General features: G+C 62.5%; 17 protein-coding genes, 1 other RNA gene and 1 pseudogene. 8 read left to right on the top strand and 11 right to left on the bottom strand.

Annotation, left to right across the window (positions count from 1 at the left end; translation table 11 throughout):
- Positions 1-54: 54 nt before the first annotated feature.
- The 7 genes and pseudogenes from AB5Y98_RS16510 to AB5Y98_RS16480 all read right to left on the bottom strand — a co-directional run.
- Positions 55-316, bottom strand: a pseudogene (locus AB5Y98_RS16510) (transposase); the annotation flags it as partial.
- 242 nt (positions 317-558) lie between these two features.
- The gene (gene gcvP / locus AB5Y98_RS16505) at positions 559-3,435 is read right to left on the bottom strand and encodes an aminomethyl-transferring glycine dehydrogenase (protein WP_368232292.1); all 2,877 of its coding nucleotides are present in this window, start codon (positions 3,433-3,435) and stop codon (positions 559-561) included.
- A 253-nt stretch (positions 3,436-3,688) separates the two neighbouring features.
- Positions 3,689-4,078, bottom strand: coding sequence for a glycine cleavage system protein GcvH (gcvH, locus tag AB5Y98_RS16500; RefSeq protein WP_010634317.1), 390 nt, complete (start codon positions 4,076-4,078; stop codon positions 3,689-3,691).
- Positions 4,079-4,185: 107 nt separating this feature from the next.
- Complete coding sequence (gcvT, locus tag AB5Y98_RS16495; RefSeq protein WP_017786684.1) at positions 4,186-5,283, bottom strand: glycine cleavage system aminomethyltransferase GcvT; 1,098 nt, start codon at positions 5,281-5,283, stop codon at positions 4,186-4,188.
- Positions 5,284-5,762: 479 nt separating this feature from the next.
- Positions 5,763-6,998 carry an FAD-dependent 2-octaprenylphenol hydroxylase gene (locus AB5Y98_RS16490; RefSeq protein ID WP_025201845.1) on the bottom strand — a complete coding sequence of 412 codons (1,236 nt, stop codon included), beginning with the start codon at positions 6,996-6,998 and terminating at the stop codon, positions 5,763-5,765.
- An 88-nt stretch (positions 6,999-7,086) separates the two neighbouring features.
- A complete protein-coding gene (gene ubiH / locus AB5Y98_RS16485; RefSeq protein ID WP_368232291.1) occupies positions 7,087-8,304 on the bottom strand; it encodes a 2-octaprenyl-6-methoxyphenyl hydroxylase in 1,218 nt (405 codons plus the stop codon).
- Positions 8,305-8,487: 183 nt separating this feature from the next.
- Complete coding sequence (locus AB5Y98_RS16480; RefSeq protein WP_005299696.1) at positions 8,488-9,057, bottom strand: UPF0149 family protein; 570 nt, start codon at positions 9,055-9,057, stop codon at positions 8,488-8,490.
- A gap of 173 nt (positions 9,058-9,230) precedes the next feature.
- Here AB5Y98_RS16480 and zapA point away from each other — a divergent pair, with 173 nt between their 5' ends.
- Both zapA and ssrS read left to right on the top strand, forming a co-directional pair.
- Positions 9,231-9,563 (top strand): cell division protein ZapA, encoded by a 333-nt coding sequence (gene zapA, locus AB5Y98_RS16475; RefSeq protein ID WP_005299694.1) that lies wholly within the window; start codon positions 9,231-9,233, stop codon positions 9,561-9,563.
- A gap of 16 nt (positions 9,564-9,579) precedes the next feature.
- Positions 9,580-9,762, top strand: a non-coding RNA gene (gene ssrS, locus AB5Y98_RS16470) — 6S RNA.
- A 149-nt stretch (positions 9,763-9,911) separates the two neighbouring features.
- On the opposite strand, the gene emrD is transcribed toward ssrS, so the two are convergent.
- From emrD to AB5Y98_RS16455, 3 genes are all read right to left on the bottom strand, one after another.
- The gene (emrD, locus tag AB5Y98_RS16465; RefSeq protein ID WP_005299692.1) at positions 9,912-11,111 is read right to left on the bottom strand and encodes a multidrug efflux MFS transporter EmrD; all 1,200 of its coding nucleotides are present in this window, start codon (positions 11,109-11,111) and stop codon (positions 9,912-9,914) included.
- Between the two features lie 249 nt (positions 11,112-11,360).
- Positions 11,361-12,023, bottom strand: a complete 663-nt coding sequence (locus AB5Y98_RS16460; protein ID WP_368232320.1) for a glutathione S-transferase family protein — start codon at positions 12,021-12,023, stop codon at positions 11,361-11,363.
- A gap of 186 nt (positions 12,024-12,209) precedes the next feature.
- Positions 12,210-12,665 (bottom strand): hypothetical protein, encoded by a 456-nt coding sequence (locus AB5Y98_RS16455; protein ID WP_017765933.1) that lies wholly within the window; start codon positions 12,663-12,665, stop codon positions 12,210-12,212.
- Positions 12,666-12,867: 202 nt separating this feature from the next.
- On the opposite strand from AB5Y98_RS16455, the gene suhB reads away from it, so the two are divergent.
- Entirely contained in the window at positions 12,868-13,671 is an 804-nt protein-coding gene (gene suhB, locus AB5Y98_RS16450) for an inositol-1-monophosphatase (RefSeq protein ID WP_005299686.1), read from the top strand.
- 356 nt (positions 13,672-14,027) lie between these two features.
- Here suhB and AB5Y98_RS16445 read toward each other — a convergent pair whose 3' ends face one another.
- Complete coding sequence (locus AB5Y98_RS16445; RefSeq protein ID WP_368232290.1) at positions 14,028-15,659, bottom strand: methyl-accepting chemotaxis protein; 1,632 nt, start codon at positions 15,657-15,659, stop codon at positions 14,028-14,030.
- 377 nt (positions 15,660-16,036) lie between these two features.
- Here AB5Y98_RS16445 and AB5Y98_RS16440 point away from each other — a divergent pair, with 377 nt between their 5' ends.
- The 5 genes from AB5Y98_RS16440 (at position 16,037) to AB5Y98_RS16420 (ending at position 20,371) form a co-directional block, all read left to right on the top strand.
- On the top strand, positions 16,037-16,969 hold the full coding sequence (locus tag AB5Y98_RS16440; protein ID WP_368232289.1) for a ZIP family metal transporter: 933 nt from the start codon (positions 16,037-16,039) through the stop codon (positions 16,967-16,969).
- A gap of 94 nt (positions 16,970-17,063) precedes the next feature.
- Positions 17,064-17,822, top strand: a complete 759-nt coding sequence (locus tag AB5Y98_RS16435; protein ID WP_095592970.1) for an ABC transporter substrate-binding protein — start codon at positions 17,064-17,066, stop codon at positions 17,820-17,822.
- 107 nt (positions 17,823-17,929) lie between these two features.
- Positions 17,930-18,622, top strand: a complete 693-nt coding sequence (gene mtnN, locus AB5Y98_RS16430; RefSeq protein ID WP_019840396.1) for a 5'-methylthioadenosine/S-adenosylhomocysteine nucleosidase — start codon at positions 17,930-17,932, stop codon at positions 18,620-18,622.
- Entirely contained in the window at positions 18,619-19,569 is a 951-nt protein-coding gene (locus AB5Y98_RS16425) for a cobalamin biosynthesis protein (RefSeq protein ID WP_162513163.1), read from the top strand. Before mtnN ends, AB5Y98_RS16425 begins: the two co-directional genes overlap by 4 nt.
- The gene (locus AB5Y98_RS16420) at positions 19,562-20,371 is read left to right on the top strand and encodes a cobalamin-binding protein (protein WP_368232288.1); all 810 of its coding nucleotides are present in this window, start codon (positions 19,562-19,564) and stop codon (positions 20,369-20,371) included. Before AB5Y98_RS16425 ends, AB5Y98_RS16420 begins: the two co-directional genes overlap by 8 nt.
- The last annotated feature ends 64 nt before the right edge of the window (positions 20,372-20,435 follow it).

Below are 20,435 nucleotides of genomic sequence, written 5' to 3'. Positions count from 1 at the left end.
TTTTGGTGGGCTCTTCTCTTATCAACTCGGTCATCTGTATGCCCATCTACCGCACAGAGAAGTAATCTCGTAGAGCTCATATTCCATGGCGCCATCGCAGATGGTTATTCCACTGCTGCATGTAGTGAATTCGCAGCATGGTGTCGAGTGGATAGGAACGGCTGCCGTTGTCAGCTTTCGGGTAGACCGGTTCAATGACACTGAGCATTCTGGCCCATGGGAGCAAAGCGTCCATGCGGGCTAGGAATGTCTCTTTGCGGGTTTTGCGGCGTTTACCATTGAACTTGCTATCCGCGAAAGTAAACTGTTGGACCATGCTGAACCTCATCCCTGATACCAAGTGAGACTGATAGTCTCACACCAGAGACTTGTTCGCACCTTCCCCAACACGGCTGAAAGATCAAAATGCGATCATTTTTATAATTTAATGACTCTCAGTCCACGGAATAATAAAAAGGCCCTGCTGTTGCAGGGCCTTTGAGTTTCCAACTTGAATGGTCGGTTTCCAACTTCAATGTCACGGTTTCCAACTTAAATGGCCGTGATCAGCACCTGCGCTTACTTGGCGTAGTCCTCGGTCGGGATGCAGGAGCAGAACAAGTTGCGATCGCCGTAGACATCGTCGATGCGGTTGACCGACGGCCACAGCTTGGCGGCGCGCACGGCGTCCGACGGGAACACCGCCTCGGCGCGGCTGTAGCCACGATTCCACTCACCGTCCATCACGTCATCCTGGGTATGGGGGGCATGCACCAGCGGGTTGTCGGCGAGGCTCCAGTGGCCGTCCTGCACCTTGGCGATCTCGGCACGAATGGCGGTCATCGCCTCCACGAAGCGGTCCAGCTCTCGCTTGGACTCCGACTCGGTCGGCTCGACCATCAGGGTGCCCGCTACCGGGAAGCTCATGGTCGGCGCGTGGAAGCCGTAGTCCATCAACCGCTTGGCCACATCCATCTCGCTGATGCCGGACGCTTCTTTGAGCGGGCGGATATCCAGGATGCACTCGTGAGCCACCCGACCGTTGCGCCCGGAGTAGAGCACGGGGAAGGATTCACCCAGCTTCTTGGCCAGGTAGTTGGCGTTGAGGATGGCCACCTGAGTGGATTTCTTCAGCCCCTCGTCCCCCAGCATGGCGATGTACATCCAGCTGATGGGCAGGATGCTGGCCGAGCCGAACGGTGCCGCCGACACGGCGCCGTTGTTGCGGCTCTCCTTGTCGGTCTTGACCACGGCGTGACCAGCCACGAACGGCGCCAGGTGTTTCTTCACGCCGATGGGGCCCATGCCCGGGCCGCCACCGCCATGAGGAATGGCGAAGGTCTTGTGCAGGTTGAGGTGGGAAACATCCGCCCCGATAAAACCAGGCGCAGTGAGGCCCACCTGCGCGTTCATGTTGGCGCCGTCCAGATAGACCTGACCACCGTACTGGTGGACGATGTCGCACACCTCCTTGATGGTCTCCTCGTACACCCCGTGGGTGGAGGGGTAGGTCACCATCAGACAGCTAAGCTTCTCCCCCGCCTCGGCCGCCTTGGCGCGCAGGTCATCAAGATCCACGTTGCCGGCCTTGTCACAGGCGGTGACGATCACCTTGAGGCCCGCCATCTGGGCAGACGCCGGGTTGGTCCCGTGGGCAGAAGCCGGAATGAGGCAGATGTCGCGATGCCCCTCGCCGCGAGACTCGTGGTACTTCTTGATGGCGAGCAGGCCGGCGTATTCGCCCTGGGCACCGGAGTTGGGCTGCATGCAGACCGCATCGTAGCCGGTCACTTTCACCAACCAGTCTTCAAGGTCTGCCAGCAGCAGCTGGTAACCCCTGGCCTGCTCGAGCGGGGCGAACGGGTGCAGCTTGCCGAACTCGGGCCAGGTCACCGGGATCATCTCGGCGGTGGCGTTGAGCTTCATGGTGCAAGAGCCGAGCGAAATCATGGCGTAGTTGAGCGCCAGATCTTTGGCTTCGAGACGGTGGATGTAACGCAGCATCTCGGTCTCGGAGTGGTACTTGTTGAACACCTCGTGGGTCAGCACGGCGTCGGTACGCAGCAGATCCTGCGGGATGGCATGATGGGCCTGGGCTGCCTTGTCGAGGGCCTCGATGTCCAGGCCGTGGCCTGTGCCCAGGAACAGTTCAAACAGCTCGGCTACATCGTCACGGGTGGTGGTCTCGGAGAGGGAGACACCAACCGCACCATCCAGATCCGCGCGCAGGTTGATGCCGAGCCCCTCGGCCTTGGCGATCAGCGCAGCCTTCTCGGCGGTCTGTACGGTCAGGGTATCGAACCAGCTGGCATGCTTGAGAGCCACGCCCTTGGCCTTCAGACCGAGCGCCAGAATGGTGGTCAGACGGTGCACGCGGGAGGCGATGGTTTTCAGCCCCACCGGGCCGTGGTAGACGGCGTAGAAGCTCGCCATGTTGGCCAGCAGCACCTGGGCGGTACAGATGTTGGAGTTGGCCTTCTCGCGGCGGATGTGTTGCTCGCGGGTCTGCATCGCCATGCGCAGGGCGGCCTTGCCGCGGGCATCCTTGGAGACGCCGATGATGCGACCCGGCATGGAGCGTTTGTAGGCATCGCGGGTGGCGAAGAAGGCGGCATGGGGGCCACCGTAGCCCATGGGCACGCCGAAGCGCTGGGCCGAGCCCAGCACCACGTCGGCTCCCAGCTCGCCCGGGGATTTGAGCAGCAGGAGCGACAAGATGTCGGCGCTGACGCAGGCCAGCCCTTTCTGGGCCTGTACCGCGGCGATAAGTGCTCGCAGATCTTTCACTTCCCCCGTGGTGGTGGGGTACTGGAACAGGGCACCGAACACCTCTTCGGCGCAGGCCTGCTCGGCCGGGCCGACTGCCACGTCAAAACCGAAGTGGACAGCCCGCTCCTTGACCACGTCGATCACCTGAGGGTGCACGTCGTCGGCCACGAAGAAGAGGTGGGATTTGGACTTGGCCATCCGCTTGGCCAGCGCCATCGCCTCGGCGGCGGCGGTCGCCTCATCCAGCAGGGAGGCACTGGCCAGATCCATGCCGGTCAGGTCCAGGGTCAGCTGCTGGAAGTTGAGCAGGGCTTCGAGACGACCCTGTGCCAGCTCGGGCTGGTACGGGGTGTAGGCGGTGTACCAGCCCGGATTTTCCAGCACGTTGCGCAGGATGACGTGGGGCACGTGGGTGTCGTGATAGCCCATGCCGATGTAGCTCTTGGCCACCTTGTTCTGGGCGGCATAGCCCTTGAGCTTGGCCAGCGCTTCCACTTCGGTCATGGAAGCACCGATGCCGAGCGGGCCCGGCCGGCGAATGGCGGCCGGGACCGTCTGCTCAATCAGATCGTCCAGGCTCTCGGCGCCCACCACGGCCAGCAGGGCTCGCAGATCTTCCTCACCCGGCCCGATGTGACGGCGGATGAAATCGGTTTTTTGCTCGAGTTCAAACAGTGACTGGGTCATTTCCCTATTCCTGATAAAAAGTCCTGATAACTAAGTGCCTGACAGCCGGCCTCGGCCGGCTTCACTCATGTTCGGGTGGCAGGGTGGCCCCTGCCGGCACCGGGTGTCGCTCATAGCGACAGGGGGTCGTCTTGTGGCCGCCCGGTTTGCCGTGGGCAAACCGGGACGGACGACTTCACCCTCACCGGCCGGCCTCCTGGCCGACGGGCATGCATACAAACGGGCCCTGCGCGATTGGCAGGGCCCGGGGGCATTACTCTTCGTCCACCACGTTCTGGTAGCCTTCTGCATCCAGCAGGTTGGCGAGCTCGCCCGCGTCATCCAGCTTGATGCGGAACAGCCAGCCGGCACCGTAGGGGTCGGAGTTGACCAGCTCGGGGCTGCCTTCCAGCTCTTCGTTGACGGCCAGGATCTCGCCGCTCACCGGGCTGTAGATGTCAGAGGCGGCCTTGACCGACTCGGCCACGGCGCAGTCATCACCGGCACCGACCTGCTTGCCCACTTCCGGCAGATCGACGAACACCATGTCACCCAGCAGCTCCTGGGCGTGCTCGGTGATACCGACCACGGCCTCGCCGTTGGCTTCGACACGGATCCACTCGTGGGAGGTGGCATATTTCAGTTCGCTCGGGATATGGCTCATTTGTGCTTCCTTTATTCACTTGGATCACTTGTCCCCGGCGGGTTCGACAGGCGTTGCCGGGGCAAGGGGGTCTGGCGAAGGGCAGCCCCTTCGCCGCAATGGGGTCGTTACACCAGCTTCTGGCCGTTGCGCACGAAAGCCGGCTTGGTCACTTTCACGGTGACCAGCTTCTTGCGGATCTCCACCGAGGCCTGCTCGCCGATATCACGGGGCACCCGCGCCAGGGCAATACTGTAGCCCAGAGTGGGCGAGAAAGAGCCGGAGGTGATCACACCTTCCCGCTCTTCTCCACCGGCGGTGGTGAAGGTGACCGGCATGCCGCTGCGCAGCACGCCCTTCTCTTCCATCACCAGGCCCACCAGCTTGGGCTGGCTGCCGGCGGCTTTCTGGGCTTCCAGCGCGGCGCGGCCGATGAACTGGCGATCGCTCGGTTCCCAGGCGATGGTCCAGGCCATGTTGGCGGCCAGCGGAGAGACGGTTTCGTCCATGTCCTGGCCGTAGAGGTTCATGCCGGCCTCGAGGCGCAGGGTGTCACGGGCACCCAGGCCGCAAGGGGCCACGCCGTTGTCCAGCAGCGCCTGCCACAGATCGCACGCCTGCTCTTGCGGCACCACGATCTCGTAGCCGTCTTCACCGGTATAGCCGGTGGTGGCGATGAAGAGCTCGCCGGCCTGCACACCGAAGAAGGGCTTCATGCCTTCCACGGCAGCATTTTGCTCGGCGCTGAACACCTTGGCCGCCTTGGCCTTGGCGTTGGGCCCCTGCACCGCGATCATGGCGAGCTCTGGGCGCTCGGTCACGGTCACCCCGAAGTCCTGGGCATGGTGGCGGATCCAGGCCAGATCCTTCTCGCGGGTGGCGGAGTTGACCACCAGGCGGTAGAAGGTCTCGCCAAGGTAATAGGTGATGAGGTCGTCGATGACGCCGCCTTCCGGAGTCAGCATGCCGCTGTAGAGGGCCTTGCCAAAGAGGGTGAGCTTGGCCACGTCGTTGGCCAGCAGGTGTTGCAGGAAGGCTTTGACCCGCTCGCCGGTCAAATCGACGATGGTCATGTGGGAGACGTCGAACATGCCGGCATCGGTGCGCACCTGATGGTGCTCTTCCAGCTGTGAGCCGTAGTTGATGGGCATTTCCCAACCGTGAAAGTCCACCATCTTGGCGCCGGCTTCCAGGTGCTTGGGATGCAGTACTGTAGTCTGGATCATCGCTGTGTTTCCTTAAGCGTTCGCGACAACACTCACGATCCGCCCCGCCCGGCCGCCCTCCGGCGGTTCACCGGGGTCGCAGCAAGAGCAGAGAGTGCCTGAGTCTGTGCTCGTTCCGGCCCGCAAGGCCGGAGTGATTCCTTGAACGCAGCGGATTATATGCCAAGCGGACGCGCATGCCGCTCAAAAAAAACTAATCCACCGCCAGTCAACAGACTCCAGACACTAAGGTAAAAACAGTGATAAAAACAGACCAAGCTCGGTAATGACGATATTAAATTTCGATTTTTACCGTTTCGTCACAATTTGGAGAAAAACGTTTCGCCGCCAGCCCAGATTAAAGGCTGATGCCCAAACCGGGTCATCAGCCTCCTCACATTAGTTTTGTTGTGAAAACACCCGAGTATTATTAGATTTTTTCACCCTTTGCCAGCGCGGGCAGCTCTCCCTCCAGCCCCATGGCGGCCCGGATCACCCTCTTACTTCGGCCGGGTCGGCAAATTGTTCCCCTTGGCCAAGGCCGGTAACTCACCCTCTAACCCCATGGCGGCCCGGATCACGCTTTGCTTGAGCGGCGTCAACAGGTCGAAGGCGCACAGGCCCGCCCCGCGCACCAGCTTCTTGAGCGGGTTGGCACCGGCAAACAGCCGCTTGAGCCCCTCCATCGCCGCCAGCATGCTGGCCGCCTCGCTCTTGCGCCAGCGCTCGTAGCCGCGCAGGTTGGCGAGCAGACCGATATCCTTGCCCGCCGCCTGATTGCGCAGGATCTGCTCGGCCAGGGCAGCGGCGTCCAGCAGCCCCAGGTTGACCCCCTGCCCCGCCAGCGGGTGTATGGTGTGGGCGGCATCCCCTACCAGCACCAGCCGCTCGCGGGCAAAGTCGCGGGCATAGCGGGCGGTGAGCGGGATGGCGCTGCGCGCCCCTTCCACCTGGCACAGGCCGAGGCGGCCGTCGAACGCGGTGGTGAGCTGGCGGTTGAACTGCTCGTCGTCGCACTGACAGAGTGCCTCGGCACGAGCGGCCGGCAGCGACCAGACGATGGAGCAGAGATCCGGTTGCCACAGGGGCAGGAAGGCGAGCGGCCCCTCGGGGGTGAAGATCTGACGCGCCACCGCTTCGTGGGGCTCGGCACAACGCACCGTCGCCACCAGGGCATGGTGGCCGTAATCCCAGCTGGTGAGCGGAATGTCGGCCTGTCGGCGCACCCAGGAGTGGGCGCCATCGGCCGCCACCACCAGTTTGGCCGACAGCGCGCGGCCATCTTCCAGCAGCAGCAGGGAGCCCGCCTCGCCGCTTTGCAGGCTGCTCGCCCGGGCTGGGCTCAGCAGCTGGATGTTGTTGGCCCCCTCGATAGCGTCCAGCAGCGCCAGCTGGATGACCCGGTTCTCGGCGATGTGGCCGAGCTCGGGCTGACGCAGGCTGGCGGCATCGAAGGCAATCCGGCCAAAGCTGTCCTGCTCCCACACCTCCATCTGCACGTAGGGCTGCAGGCGGCGGGCCTCAATGCCGCGCCAGGCCCCCACCTGCTGCAGGATGCGCTGGCTGGCCAGACTCAGGGCGCTGACCCGGTTGTCCGGCGCCTCGTCAAGCGCGGGGGCCGGCAACTGGCCCTCAACCACGGCCACCTTGAGCGCACTCCCCTTGAGCGCGGCGGCGAGCCCCAGGCCCACCATGCCACCTCCCACAATCACCACATCCACGTTTTGCATCTGCATCGTTTTATATCCTTTCAGGGCTGATCGCCGGGATCAGCGAGGGCACGCCCGCAGGCAGACCCCTTCAATACGCAAGCTGTGACCCGCCTCAGGGGCGGCACAGGTCGGCAACAAAGCCCAGGGTGCGGGAGGCCAGCGGCGCCTTGAGGCAAGCCAGCCGCCCCATCAGGGAGAGCGCCAGGTTGCGGCCCGCCACCAGCGGGTCGTGATCATTGGAGAAGAGCTGGGCCAGCGAGGAGGTAAGCCAGACCGTCTGCGCCTGATCCCCCTTGCGCTGCTGCCAGTAACCGTTTAGCACCTTGAAGCTGCCGATATCCTCCCCCGCCGCCAGGGCCTGACTGACGGCGCGGGTGAGCAGGTCCAGATCGCGCATGCCAAGGTTGAAGCCCTGGCCGGCGATGGGGTGCAGCAGATGGGCGGCATTGCCCACCAGCACGGTGCGCTGGGCCAGCGGGTAGTCAGCCACCGTCAGCACCAGCGGATAGACGTGGCGCTGGCCGGTTTGCAGGAAGCGACCGAGGCGCCAGCCGAAGGCCTGCTGCAGGCGGGCCAGAAAGGCGGCGTCATCGAGCGCCATCAAGGCCGGCGCCTCATCCCGCGCCACGCTCCAGACCAGGGAGGAGAGCCCCCCCTGCATCGGCAGCAGCGCCAGCGGCCCCCCTTGGGTAAAACGCTCGAATGCCTGGCCGGCCGGATCCTCGGCCGTCTTGACGGTGGCGATGATGGCGCTCTGGCCGTAGTCGTGACGGCTCACCGCCAGCTTGCACTGCTGACGCACGAAGGAGTTGCCGCCATCGGCCGCCACCAGCAGACGGGTCTGATAACGCTCGCCACTGGCCAAGGTCAAGTTCACCCCCTCTGTCAGCGGCTCCACCCGTTCGAGCTGAGCCGGGCACAGCATGCGGATCTGCGGGCAGGCAGCAATCGCCTGTTGCAACTCGATGCCCGCCGCCGACAGCTCGATCACCTGGCCGAGGGCAGACAGGCCATACTCGGCAGCCGTCAATCCGGCCTGGCCGAAGTGGCCCCGATCCGACACATGAATGCGGGTGATGGAGCTGCAATGGGGGGCAAAACGGGGCCAGAGCCCGTGCCGGGCCAGCGCCTCGCAGGTGCCGGCGGAGAGCGCGATGGCGCGGGCATCGAAGCCGGGGTGTGCATTGAGCTCGGGGGCGCTCGCCTCCAGCAGCAGGATCCGCAGGGGCTTGGGCCCTGGCAGGGCCGCGAGGGAGAGCGCCAGCACGGCGCCGCTCATTCCACCACCGACGATGGCCACATCGACGTGGTTCAGATCAGATTGAGACATGAGATCAGGGGAAAAGCTGAAAACGTGGGGTCATGCTAACACAAAGCGTGGGGTCGGGATGCGAAGCCACGGGCAAAAAAGCGCAGTCCCTGTCGTTACTTGCCTCATCACGGCCGGCCGGCGCGGGCAACATCCAGATGTAAAAAGAGCGCCACCAGGCGCTCTTTTTCGAACTTGCTCGACTCAGTGCAGGGTCGGCGGGGTGCTCGGGGCATCCGGCCGCTTGCCAAACTCCTCGAACGCCATCATGACCCCGAGGCGCACGTGCTCGTAGAGCACCAGGAAGGAGGCTTCGTTCTCTTCATCTTCCTGATCGAACTCGGCGGAGACCTGGGTGATGCTGGCGATGTCCTGGATCATCTCCTGCAGCTCTTCGGAGGCCTTGGAGAGCTCCTGCTGCACCACACCGAAACCGGCCAGAAAGGCCTGGGACCAGTCCACCAGCGAATCGATGCGCTCGTCGAGGGGCGCTTCGTCGCTTGGCAACAGCAGCTCGACCCCTTTCTGGGCCATCAGGCTCTCGATGACCTCATGATAGAGGTCGGTCATCACCTGGCGCACCGGGGCCGGCAGACCGAAACCGTCGTTGACCAGATCGTTGAAATGGGGCAGCCAGCTCTTGTCGTCCAGAGCCACACCACCGCACACCAGACCGCAGATCACGCCATGGGCCTCTACAGCCGTTGCCATCAGCTCGTGCTGTTCCATCAGGTCGGCCACGGCCGCGTATTTCAGGGGGTTCGTTTTGCTCATCGAAGATCCGCTCAAAGTTCAGGCAAATATGCAGAATTAATGGTCAGGATCCTAGCATTCTCCCCCTTCCAGAGCCAGCAAGGCCTTGAAACTTCTGCATCTGCGCTATATAGTCCCGCCCAGTTGTCCACGTGGATAAAGGCGGAATGACACTCCGCCGTATTGAGGAAGGCATGAGCACAGAGGCCGTAGAAATCGTCATTTTGGGACGTCCCTACAAGGTATCCTGTCCCCTGGGACAGCAGGATGCCCTGCGCCAGGCCGCCGACCAGCTGACTGATAAACTCATCGAGCTGCGTCAACGCTCCAAGGTCTCCAGCAATGAACAGCTGGCGGTGATGGCAGCACTCAATTTCTGCCATGAGCTCTGTCTTGAAAAAGACAAGAATCACCAATACTCTGAGACCATGGACAAGCGGATCAAGATGCTGCAACGCACCATCGAAGCGGCCTTGATCGAGCACGGACAATATGGCGAATCCAGCGACGAAGGCGTGCAACCCTAACTCGCAACGTTTTTGAAATTCCCTGGGGTGTTTGTCAGCCGGTTCAAGTCCCCGAGCCGATATTCATACCAAACAGGGGATCTGCCTTCTGGCTATTGCGCATGCTCGGCACGACCGAGAAGCCTGCGGTCAGATCCGATCCCCGCCTTGAACCGACGGTTCAAGGGCCCAAACCGGCAACGGCATCTCCGGGGTACCAACAGCAAAAAGCCCGTCACCAGCGTGACGGGCTTTTTCTTTGTCTGCGCGGCAGTCCCCTCCCCCGCTTCCGTCACCCGGCATATCAGCCCCCAGCGGCGGCCCATAAAAAACCCGCCAACTCGGGCGGGTCTTTTCACATCATTAGGCTCACACGGCCATCTGCTCGTGGGGCGAACCGTGGTGACGCAACCAGAGGAAGCTCAGCGCCACGATCAGCACCATCAGTGTCATGATGGCGCCCAGGGTCACCTGCCCCTCCATCGGGAAGCAGGCCGCCAGCAGGGTCACGATGCCGGCCCCCAGGTTCTGCATGCCACCGAGGATGGCACCGGCGGTGCCCGCCTGGCCCGGGAAGGGCTCGATGGCGCAGGAGGTGGCAGTCGGATAGAGGATGCCGCTACCGATGAAGTAAACGGCAGCCCCACCCACCAGGGAAGCGGCACTCACTATCCCGAACAGACCGGGCAGCAGGATGATGAGTGACCCCAGCGCCAGGAAGGCGATGCCAAGGCGCATCAGCTTGCCCTGGCTCAGGCGAAAACTCAGCTTGGCGGAGAGCCAGGCACCGAACAGATAGCCGGGCAGCGGCAGCACGAACAGCACGCTGACGGTACGGGCACTCAGCTTGAGCACGTCGCCCAGCAGCACGCCGGCGGCCGCTTCAAACACCGCCAGACCGGCGAAGGTCGCCATCAGGCAGAGCAGGTTGCCCTGAAAACGCGGGTTGCCGAGCACGTGGCGATAGGCGGCACCTACTCGCAGCGGCTGCTGACGGGCCTCCTCTGGCAAGGTTTCGACGAACCAGGCCAGTATGGCCAGGGTCGCCACGGCGCCAAAGCCGAACAGGAACCAGTAGCCCGCACGCCAGTTGAACAACTCGGTCAGCCAGCCACCCAGCACGGGGGCCAGCAGCGGGGAGAAGATCACCCCCATGCTGACCAGGCTGTTGGCCCGGTTGAGCTCGGCGCCGGTGTAGCGGTCGCGCATCAGGGTGCGGCTCATGGCGCCGCCGGCCCCGGTCCCCAGCCCCTGGATGAAGCTGCCCGCCAGCAGCGCCATGAAACTCGGGATCAGCTGGATGGTCAGGGTACCCACCAGGAACACCATCATGCCGATGATGATGATGGGACGACGCCCGATGCGATCCGACAAGGGGCCGTAGACAAACTGGGAGAGGCCGTACGGGATCAGGTAGCAAGCCATCACCGCCTGCAGCTGGCCGGAGGCCACGTTGAAGTCCCCCGCCATCATGGGAATGGAGGGCACGTAGAGGGTCTGGGTCATCTGGCCCACAGCGACCATCAGAATGGTCAGAAAAAACAGCGGATAAAAACTGTGCCGATACATATCTCAGTCCCGAAAAATCATCGAAAAGCTGCCCGCCTCTGGCAGAAAACCGCAGAGGGGATCCAACAAACAGGGTCAATCAAAGGTGAAAACTCAAGGCGGAGAACCCGCACCGGCCGGGAGCAGGACACTCCCATGGCTTGCCGTCATCTTAGTGATTCAGATCACGAAAAACGAACGAATCTTTATAATCAGCTTTCCTTAGTTTTTCTAATGTGACGGGGTTTTAGGCCCCGTCAACGATAAAAATCAACGCGTTACCATCTGCTGGGCCTGCTTGACCAGATCTTCCGGCTTCTCGTTGCGCGGCGGTATGGTGATCCCCTTCTGGCAGGCCGGCTTGTCAGCCATCCGGTCCATCCAGGCCTGCAGATGGGGCAGCCCCTCGATGGAGATACCGCTCCAGTCATAGATACGCACCCAGGGCCAGGTAGCAATGTCGGCGATGCTGTACTCGTCGGCCAGATACTCGTGCTGGGCCAGATGGCTGTCGAGCACCTCGAACAGGCGGCGTCCCTCCTTCTGATAGCGTTCGATGGCGGCCGGGATCTTCTCCGGGAAGTAGCGATAGAAGACGTTGGCCTGCCCCATCATGGGCCCGACCCCACCCATCTGGAACATCAGCCACTGAATGGCCTGGGAGCGGCGCTTGGGATCCGCCGGCAGCAGCTTGCCTGCCTTCTCGGACAGATAGAGAAGAATCGCACCCGACTCGAACACCGCGAAGTCCCCGTTGTCCCGATCGACGATGGCTGGAATGCGGCCGTTGGGGTTGATGGCCAGAAACTCGGGTTTCTTCTGATCCAGCGCCGACAGGTCGAGCGCAATGACACGGTAGGGCAAGCCCAGCTCTTCAAGGGCAATCGCCACCTTGAAGCCGTTGGGCGTGGCGGCGGTATAAAAATCGATCATCATGGACTCCTTGTGATTCACACATTGGCACAGGACGGATAGGGCCTCGCCCATGTCGGCCAGAGAAACGCAGCGGGATGGACAACATGGACATCCCCCGGCCTGAACATGACGAAGCGGCACAATACCGGTCAGTTATGACAAATATTGTGCCGCTTGAACAGCCCAGCGCAGGGAAGGAAGAGACTAGTTGCACAGCCCCATGGGTTGACGCTGGCGCAGCAGAATGAGGCGGGAAAGCAGCGGGAAGTAGGACTCCAGCTTGTTCAGCAGCACCCGGCTGCAGGCGGGATCGGCAAGTTCAGACTCTTCCAGCACGATGCCGTTGGAGACGAAATAGAAGCGTGGGTCCCGCACATCCGGCCCCTGAATGGTGAGAGTACCGTCTCCCTTGCGCATCAGCAGCGGCAACACCGGCAACCCGAAGGTGTCGCTGTTGCGCTGCCAGGCAAACTCGGGCCAGGCCGCATCCCCGTCCAGCAGCAGGATAGCCGCCTCTTCCTTGCCGGGTTGCCAGTGAGATGGCTGGGTAATGGTTAGCTCGTTGAAGTAGTCGCCGTATCCGGTCGAGTTCCGCAAGGCGGCCAGCAAACCCTGAGTGGAGGTTGCCGACGGTTTTTGACTCACTAATGACAAATTCATGATCCACGTCCCTATGCTCAAGGCAGCCTGTTATTCGGCTGCTGCCCATAAGACTAGACCAAAAAGAGCCTATATTGGAGCCGTCAGATCTGGCAGTCGCCAAGGCAAGAGCGATAACGTATAACAGTTGCCATTGTCAAAAAGACTGGTATGATACCGCGTCCTTTTATTCCCCCGTTCTTTAACATCCAGTGGTGAACCTATGCATCCGATGCTGAATATCGCCGTGCGCGCTGCGCGCAACGCCGGTCAAGTAGTAGTAAAAGCCTTTTCTCAACCCGAGAACATCGAGGTTATCCAGAAGGGCAGCAATGACTTCGTGACCAACGTTGACCGTGAAGCCGAAGCGGCCATCATTCACACCATCAAAAAATCTTACCCGGAACACAGCATCGTGGCTGAAGAGTCTGGTGAGATTGCCGGTACCAATCCGGACTACCAATGGATCATTGACCCACTGGATGGCACGACCAACCTGGTCAAAGGCATTCCGCACTTTGCCGTCTCCATCGCCCTGCGCGTCAAGGGCAAAACCGAACAGGCCGTGATCTACGACCCGATCCGTGACGAGCTGTTCACTGCTACCCGTGGCAGCGGCGCCCAGCTGAACGGCTACCGCATCCGTGTCGGCAAGGCCAAAGAGCTGGCAGGCACCATCCTGGCCACCGGTTTCCCGTTCAAGCAGAAGCACCACATCGAGCCGTACCTGAAGATGTTCCAAAGCATGTTCATCGAGTGTGCTGACATCCGTCGTGCCGGCTCCGCCGCGCTGGATCTGGCCTATGTGGCTGCCGGTCGCGTCGATGGTTTCTGGGAAATCGGCCTCAAGCCCTGGGACACCGCTGCCGGTGAGCTGCTGGCCAAAGAGGCTGGCGCCATCGTCACCGACTTCGTCGGTGGTCACAACTACGAGAACTCCGGCAACATCGTGGTGGCCAACCCGCGTGTCCTGAAAGAGATGCTGGGCAAGATCCGCGAAGAGCTGCCGGAATCCCTGGCCAAGTAAGCCAGCACTACCCGCACTCATCAAAACCCGGCTCAGGCCGGGTTTTTTTATGACCTTTTCATGACCATCAGCCCATCGACGCTGACAAGCAAATCCCTGCCAATGCGCATTGCCATCGCTCCTCTGCCCCTCATGGCCAGCGCTGTCCCGACTGGCGAGCTCGCTGAACGTCACTGTCGCCTTGTGCGGCGTCAATCCCCGATCCCAGCAGCAGGCCAAGAGTCGTGAACCATCCCTGTGCTCATGCCTTGAAATGACGGACCAACAAAAACAGTCAACCCGGCCGAAGCCGGGTTGACTGTTTGCCTGCAGCAACAGGCTATGACACGGCACCCTGTCTGGTGCCGATACAGCTATTACGCCAAGCGGAAGCGGCCTATGGTCTGACGCAGACCGGCAGCCAGCTGGCTCAGCTCCAGGCAGGCACGGGCGGTATGATCGGCCCCAACAGCGACCTCGTTGGAGGATTCGTTGATCCGCTCCACGTTGCGACCCAGCTCATCGGAGACCGCGTCCTGCTCGCCGCAGGCACTGGCGATCTGAATGGCCATGTCGGCAATCTGGGCGACCGCCTCCTCGATTTGCTGGATGCCGTCGCTGGTCTGCTCGCTCTGCTCCACGCACTGGCGGATCATCTCGCAGCTCTGGCCGGTCACCTCTTTGGCCTGGTTGGCACGGGTCTGCAGGGTTTCGATGATGGCGACGATCTCGCCGGTGGACGCCTGGGTGCGACCCGCTAGGGTACGCACCTCATCGGCCACCACCGCAAAGCCACGGCCCTGCTCGCCGGCGCGAGCCGCCTCGATGGCGGCGTTGAGCGCCAGCAGGTTGGTCTGATCGGCGATGCCGCGGATCACATCCACCACCACGTTGATCTGGGCGGATTCGCGCTCCAGTTCGGTGACCAGGGTACCGGCCTGTTCAATCTCTTCGGCAACCCGGGTGATGGCCATCAGCGAGCTCTGCACATCCTGATTGCCGCGGCGCGCCAGGGCATTGGCGGAGCTGGCCGATTCAGACGCCGTCTCGGTGTTGCCTGCCACATCGGCCACGGTAGCCTTCATCTGGGCCATGGCGGTGGCGACCAGCGAGATCTCCTGCTGCTGGCTCTGGATCCCCTGTGCCGACTGCTCGGAGACCGCACTCACCTCTTCGATGGCAGCGCCGAGTTGGGTCACGGCCGCCACAACCTCTTCAATCAGACCGCGTAGGTTGTCCTGCATCTTGAGAGACGCCTTAGCCAGCATGCCCAGCTCGTCACGACCGATGTGCTGGCGATCCAGCTGATGGGTCAGATCGCCGGCGGCGATGGCGTTGGCCTGGGCCACCACGGCCTGCAGCGGCAGGCAGATCTGGCGGGTCAGGAACCAGGTCATAGCCACCATGAACAGCAGCAGGCTGCCGATGCTCACCATGGCAAAACTGGTCACCATGTTGACGCTGTCAAGCAGGCTGCCGCGGTTCTCTTTGACGAAGCCGAGGTTCACTTCCACCAGGCCGTTGACCGCCTGTTCCAGCTCGCCATAAATGGGGTTGGACTGGAACAGCTGCACCTTGGCCTGCTCCAGCTGGCCCTGTGCCAGCAGTTGATCCACTAGATTGACCGAGTTCAGGTAGCGTTGCCACGCCTGCTTGGCGCCGTTGAACACCTGACGCTCATGGGCGGCACCGACCGTGGCCTCATAGCCCCGGAAGGCCTGCTCGACTTTCTGGACACTGGCCTGGATCCGGCCGCGACGCGCCTGCAGATCGGTGGCGTCATCCACCATCAGCAGGGCAAACTGGGCGCGGCGCACGTAGGATACGTCGTAGAGCAGGTTCTCGACCGAGAGCACGCTAGGCAGGGTGGAATCGGTAAAATTCAACACGCGATCGCGCACGCCGCGCAGTTCGCTGGAGAGAAAAATACCGAATATCACGTTGACGGCGGCAATGACCGCAAAGACCACGGCAATCTTTTTGCCGATAGACAGATTTTTGTAAAACATGGTGGCTGGTGATCCTCGACTGCTGACAAGCAGGTGCACAGTGGCGATCACATCCGTATGAACTGGTAACCCGGGCTTTCCTGACGGGAGATGGGACGTTGCGAAAGACCAAGGGAAGGGTGGGTTTCGCGAGGGCGGCACTTTACCACAAACCTGCCTACTCCTTCACCAGCTTTCGCCGCAACAAAGCAAGTTGTTTTTCCATACAACCAGATCTTCGTCACAAACTATTCAAGACGACCGAATCATTTCAAATAGTTAGCCGATGAATGCAATCGATGCCCCGGCATGGACAAGTGAGGCCCGGCTCGCTGTAATGCAAGAGTCCCCGGATGGCGCCGCGCCATCCCTGCCGTCAAGCAAAAGAGGTGATCTTCATGGATAACGCGTCAGCCCTGCCCCTTTCCTCTTGGTCAGCCCAGCTGCGCGAGCAGCTGCGGGCACGCCCGGTGATCGCCATCGGCCTGTTCGTTGCTTTGGCGGCCGTCGTGCTGTTGCTGCTGCAAAGCCTGGTGATGCTGGCCGCCGGCGACATCAGCCCCGGCGTTCGCTATGGCCTTATCGGTGGCTTGGCCGGCTTTGCCGCCACCGCACTTGGCGCCCTGCCCGCCCTTTTTCTGCGCTCGGTTCCGCAACGGGTAGAAGACAGCATGCTGGGCTTTGCCGCCGGCATGATGCTGGCGGCCAGCGCCTTCTCCCTGCTGCTGCCGGGGCTCGAGGCGGCAGAGGGGATCACTGGCAACGGCTTTCTCGCCGCCGCCGTGGTGGTGACAGGCATGACCCTCGGGGTACTCCTGATGTTGGGGCTCGATCAATTCACCCCCCATGAACACGACAAGACAGGCCCCTGCGGCCCCGGTCACGAGAGCTGCTCCCGGGTCTGGCTGTTCGTGTTTGCCATCGCCCTGCACAACCTGCCGGAGGGAATGGCCATCGGGGTGAGCTTCTCGCAGGGTGACATGTCGGTGGGCCTGCCGCTCACCACCGCCATCGCTTTGCAGGACATTCCGGAAGGGCTGGCGGTGGCGCTCGCCATGTGCGCTGCCGGTTTTCGCCCCGGCATGGCCGTGCTGGTTGCCATCGGCCGCGGCCTGCTCGAACCGCTCGGGGCCCTGCTCGGCGTCGGTCTCTCCAGCGGGATGGCCATCGCCTATCCCATCGGCCTCGGGCTGGCCGCCGGCGCCATGCTGTTCGTGGTCTCCCACGAGGTGATCCCCGAGACTCACCGCAACGGCCACCAGACCCACGCCACCCTGGGCCTGATGGCCGGGTTTGCGCTGATGATGACCCTGGATACGGCACTTGGTTGATAAGGTTCTGATATATGGCGTAATGTTTCAGCACTAGCGCCGCGACATCCGCAGGCACCGCCGCATTTCCCCACACATCGAGGGCCAGCATGACATGATATTCCGGGTGATGGTGCTGGGTTGTCTGCTGGCAGTCACTCACCGGGCCGTCAACGCCACCGAGATTTATCGCACGGCGGCGCAGCCAGAGTCAGCTCCCAAATACACCCTGATGGCGGATGGCCGCATCGGGGGGCTCTGCGTCGAACTGTTTCGATTGATGGAGCAACAGGAGCCTGCCCTGCGCATCGAGGGGGATCAGCACTTTATCCCCCTCAAGCGGCTGGAAAAACGGGTGCGCTTCGGCCAGCTCGACTTCCTCTGCGGCGTGGGTGACAACCCGGTCCGCCGCAACCACTTCCTCTATCTGCAGCCCCCCATCTTCACCGTACGCTACCACCTGGCGGTGCGCAGCGACGACCCGATCGAGATCCGCCACTGGGACGACGTCAGGGCCCTGGGTAATGCGGGGATCATCCTCGTCAATCACGGCAGTGGCGCCATCGAACGGCTGCAGGCCATACAGGGGCTCATCATCGACAGCGGCGGGGGCAGCAGCGCCGCCAACTACGACAAGCTGCTGATGAAGCGCGGACGCTTCGTCTACTATCGCTCACCCGGTATCGAAGCCGATCTGCAGCGCCATCACCTGAGCGACCAGATCCGCATCCTCCCCGTCGCCATGGAGACCATCCCCTTCTACATCCTGTTTTACCAGCGCACCTCCCCTGCCCGCCTGGCCCTGTTTACCAGCACCCTGCAACGGTTGGCGGACCGCGGCGAGCTCGCCAGATTGGCCGAGCGCTACCCTTGAGTGGACCTTCCCACCCGCCAGCATCGGAATGCTCGGCGCCATCGCCAACTTTTGTTATGATCCACAACAACTTATTCGGCCAACTGGCCATCAAGACGAGGTGAGTGATGAAAGTAGGTATTATCGGCGCCATGGAACAGGAAGTGGCCCTGCTGCGCAGCCAGATGAGCAACCCGACCACCCTGCAACTGGGCGGCTGCGAGTTCTATCAGGGCACCCTGGCAGGCAAAGAGGTGATCCTGACCCGCTCCGGCATCGGTAAAGTCGCCGCCAGCGTCGCCACCAGCCTGCTGTTGGAAAAATTCGCCCCCGACTGCGTCATCAACACCGGCTCTGCCGGCGGCTTTGCCCAGGACCTGCACATCGGTGACGTGGTGATCGCCAGCGAGATGCGCTTCCACGATGTCGACGTGACCGCCTTTGGCTACGAGATGGGCCAGATGGCGCAGCAGCCTGCCGCCTTCCCCTGCGACGAGCAGCTCATCGCCGTCGCCCAGGCCTGCATTGCCGAGCAAGGCAAGCATCAGACCAAGGTCGGCCTCATCTGCACCGGCGATCAGTTCATGTGCAAGCCCGACGCCATCGCCAAGGCTCGCACCGACTTCCCGCAGATGCTGGCGGTCGAGATGGAAGGGGCGGCCATCGGTCAGGTATGTCACATGTTCAAGGTGCCCTATCTGGTGGTGCGTGCCATGTCCGACATCGCCGGCAAGGAACAGGTTGAATCCTTCGATGCCTTCATCGAGGTGGCCGGCAAGCACTCTGCCGAAGTGATCATCAAGATGCTCGGCAAGCTGTGATCACACTCACCACACTGGAACAGATGGCCGCCACTCCGGCGGCCATTTTGCTCGGGGCCGCGCTGCTGGAGGCCATCGTCCCCTGGCCGGCCCACTATCGGCTCTCCGCCGTCGTGCCCCTGCTGACCCGGCTGGGTCACAAGGTGTGTCGTCCCGATGGCGCCCCCGGGCAGCAACTGCAGGCCGGCCTGCTGGCCATGCTGATTGTCTGGCTGCCGTGCGCCGCCGGACTCTGGGCGGTGCGCAATCTCTCGCTCTCGGAGCCGCTGTTCGATCTGCTGTTTCTGCTGCTGATGCTGGAATCGCGCCCGCTGCGGGAGCTGGCCCGTGCCACTCGCGCACTGACAGACCAGGATACCTTGGTGGTGGCCCGGTTGCAGGCGGCCCCCTGGCTCAGACGCGATACCGGCAAGCTATCTCTGATGGGGCTTGCCAAGGCGGTCAGCGAAAGCTGCACCCTGCGCCTGATAGGGCAGTGGGCCGGCCCTCTGCTGGGATTTGCCCTGGCAGGTGTGCAAGGCGCCCTGCTGTGGCGCCTCGCCCAGTTGATGAATCAGGGCTGGAGCCCGAAACTGCCAGCCTTTGCCCACTTTGGCCGGGCCGCCGCCGTGCTCTACCAGGCCCTGTGTACCCCTGCCATCTTGTTGCTGGCGCTGCCCTTGTGCCTGACCCAGCTGCGCAAGCTGGCCAGCCGATTGCGTACAGCCATGCTCTGGCCCTACCCCGCCATGGGAATACTGCTGGCGCTGCTCTCCGGCTCGCTGGGCTGCAAGCTCGGTGGCCCCCGTTACTATCAGGGCAGCTTGTTCCGTTTTCCCGTGTTTGATGCCGCCGCCGAGCCGGAGGCCGGCACGGCCCTGCGCCTGCTCAACCGTCTGCAACAAGCCGGTTGGGGCTGGCTGGCGCTGGCATTGCTGCTCACTGTGCTGGAGCACCTGCATGGCTAGATGGCTCATCCTGCTCTGCCTGTTGTGCATGTCACCCGTCCTGCTGGCTGGCACGCCCGCACGCATCGTCAGCCTCACCCCCCACCTGACCGAACTGCTGTTTGCCATCGGCGCAGGGGATCGCATCGTGGCCACCGACGATGCCTCCGATTATCCGCCCGAGGTCAAACGCCTGCCCCAGGTAGCCAACTACCGCAGCATCAATCTGGAAGCCCTGCTGGCCCAGAAGCCCGACCTGATCGTCGCCTGGCGCTCCGCCCAATCCCGCATGCTGGCCCCCATCGAACAGCTGGGGATCCCGGTGTTCTATTCAGAGCCGACCGACTTTGCCTCCCTCGCCACCGAGATGCGGGCCTTGGGAAAAACATTGGGGGTGGAACAAACCGCCAATGCCGAGGCCGACGCCTATCTCGCCCGCCTGGCCGCCCTTGGCCAGCGCTACGGCAAACCCAAGCATATCAAGGTGTTCTACCAGCTCTGGTATCCACCGCTCACCAGCGTCAGCGGCAACGCCTGGCCCGCCCAGGCCATCGAGTTGTGCGGTGGGGAAAACGTGATGGCAGCGGCCCGCACGCCCTATCCACAGGTCAGCCTGGAGCAGGTGATCAAGGCCAATCCGGCGTTGCTCCTGGCAGGGAGTCAAGACGCTGACGCCCTGCGCCACTGGCAACAGTGGCCCATGGTGGATGCCGTTCGCCATCAGCGTCTGCAACTCATCAACTCGGATGAGCTGCACCGTTTCACCCCAAGAGCACTCAATGCGGTGGAGCAGATATGCCGGGCCATCGCAGACGTACAGTAACCGCGCCTGTAAAGCCCGCAGCTCATCACTCGTACACCAAAAAAACACCGGCGTAGGCCGGTGT

Origin of the sequence: Aeromonas sp. s3, assembly GCF_040907805.1 — a bacterium.
Lineage (GTDB): Bacteria > Pseudomonadota > Gammaproteobacteria > Enterobacterales > Aeromonadaceae > Aeromonas > Aeromonas dhakensis.
This window is presented reverse-complemented; position numbering and strand designations above follow the sequence as displayed.

Bases quoted from the DNA above. Each gene is read 5' to 3' on its own strand.
- AB5Y98_RS16490 (WP_025201845.1), bottom strand. From the start codon at position 6,998: ATGCAGATGCAAAACGTGGATGTGGTGATTGTGGGAGGTGGCATGGTG.
- AB5Y98_RS16460 (WP_368232320.1), bottom strand. From the start codon at position 12,023: ATGATCGATTTTTATACCGCCGCCACGCCCAACGGCTTCAAGGTGGCG.
- AB5Y98_RS16445 (WP_368232290.1), bottom strand. From the start codon at position 15,659: ATGTTTTACAAAAATCTGTCTATCGGCAAAAAGATTGCCGTGGTCTTT.
- AB5Y98_RS16455 (WP_017765933.1), bottom strand. From the start codon at position 12,665: ATGAATTTGTCATTAGTGAGTCAAAAACCGTCGGCAACCTCCACTCAG.
- mtnN (WP_019840396.1), top strand. From the start codon at position 17,930: ATGAAAGTAGGTATTATCGGCGCCATGGAACAGGAAGTGGCCCTGCTG.
- AB5Y98_RS16420 (WP_368232288.1), top strand. From the start codon at position 19,562: ATGGCTAGATGGCTCATCCTGCTCTGCCTGTTGTGCATGTCACCCGTC.
- emrD (WP_005299692.1), bottom strand. From the start codon at position 11,111: ATGTATCGGCACAGTTTTTATCCGCTGTTTTTTCTGACCATTCTGATG.
- gcvT (WP_017786684.1), bottom strand. From the start codon at position 5,283: ATGATCCAGACTACAGTACTGCATCCCAAGCACCTGGAAGCCGGCGCC.
- ubiH (WP_368232291.1), bottom strand. From the start codon at position 8,304: ATGTCTCAATCTGATCTGAACCACGTCGATGTGGCCATCGTCGGTGGT.
- suhB (WP_005299686.1), top strand. From the start codon at position 12,868: ATGCATCCGATGCTGAATATCGCCGTGCGCGCTGCGCGCAACGCCGGT.
- AB5Y98_RS16435 (WP_095592970.1), top strand. From the start codon at position 17,064: ATGATATTCCGGGTGATGGTGCTGGGTTGTCTGCTGGCAGTCACTCAC.
- AB5Y98_RS16440 (WP_368232289.1), top strand. From the start codon at position 16,037: ATGGATAACGCGTCAGCCCTGCCCCTTTCCTCTTGGTCAGCCCAGCTG.
- AB5Y98_RS16480 (WP_005299696.1), bottom strand. From the start codon at position 9,057: ATGAGCAAAACGAACCCCCTGAAATACGCGGCCGTGGCCGACCTGATG.
- gcvH (WP_010634317.1), bottom strand. From the start codon at position 4,078: ATGAGCCATATCCCGAGCGAACTGAAATATGCCACCTCCCACGAGTGG.
- zapA (WP_005299694.1), top strand. From the start codon at position 9,231: ATGAGCACAGAGGCCGTAGAAATCGTCATTTTGGGACGTCCCTACAAG.
- gcvP (WP_368232292.1), bottom strand. From the start codon at position 3,435: ATGACCCAGTCACTGTTTGAACTCGAGCAAAAAACCGATTTCATCCGC.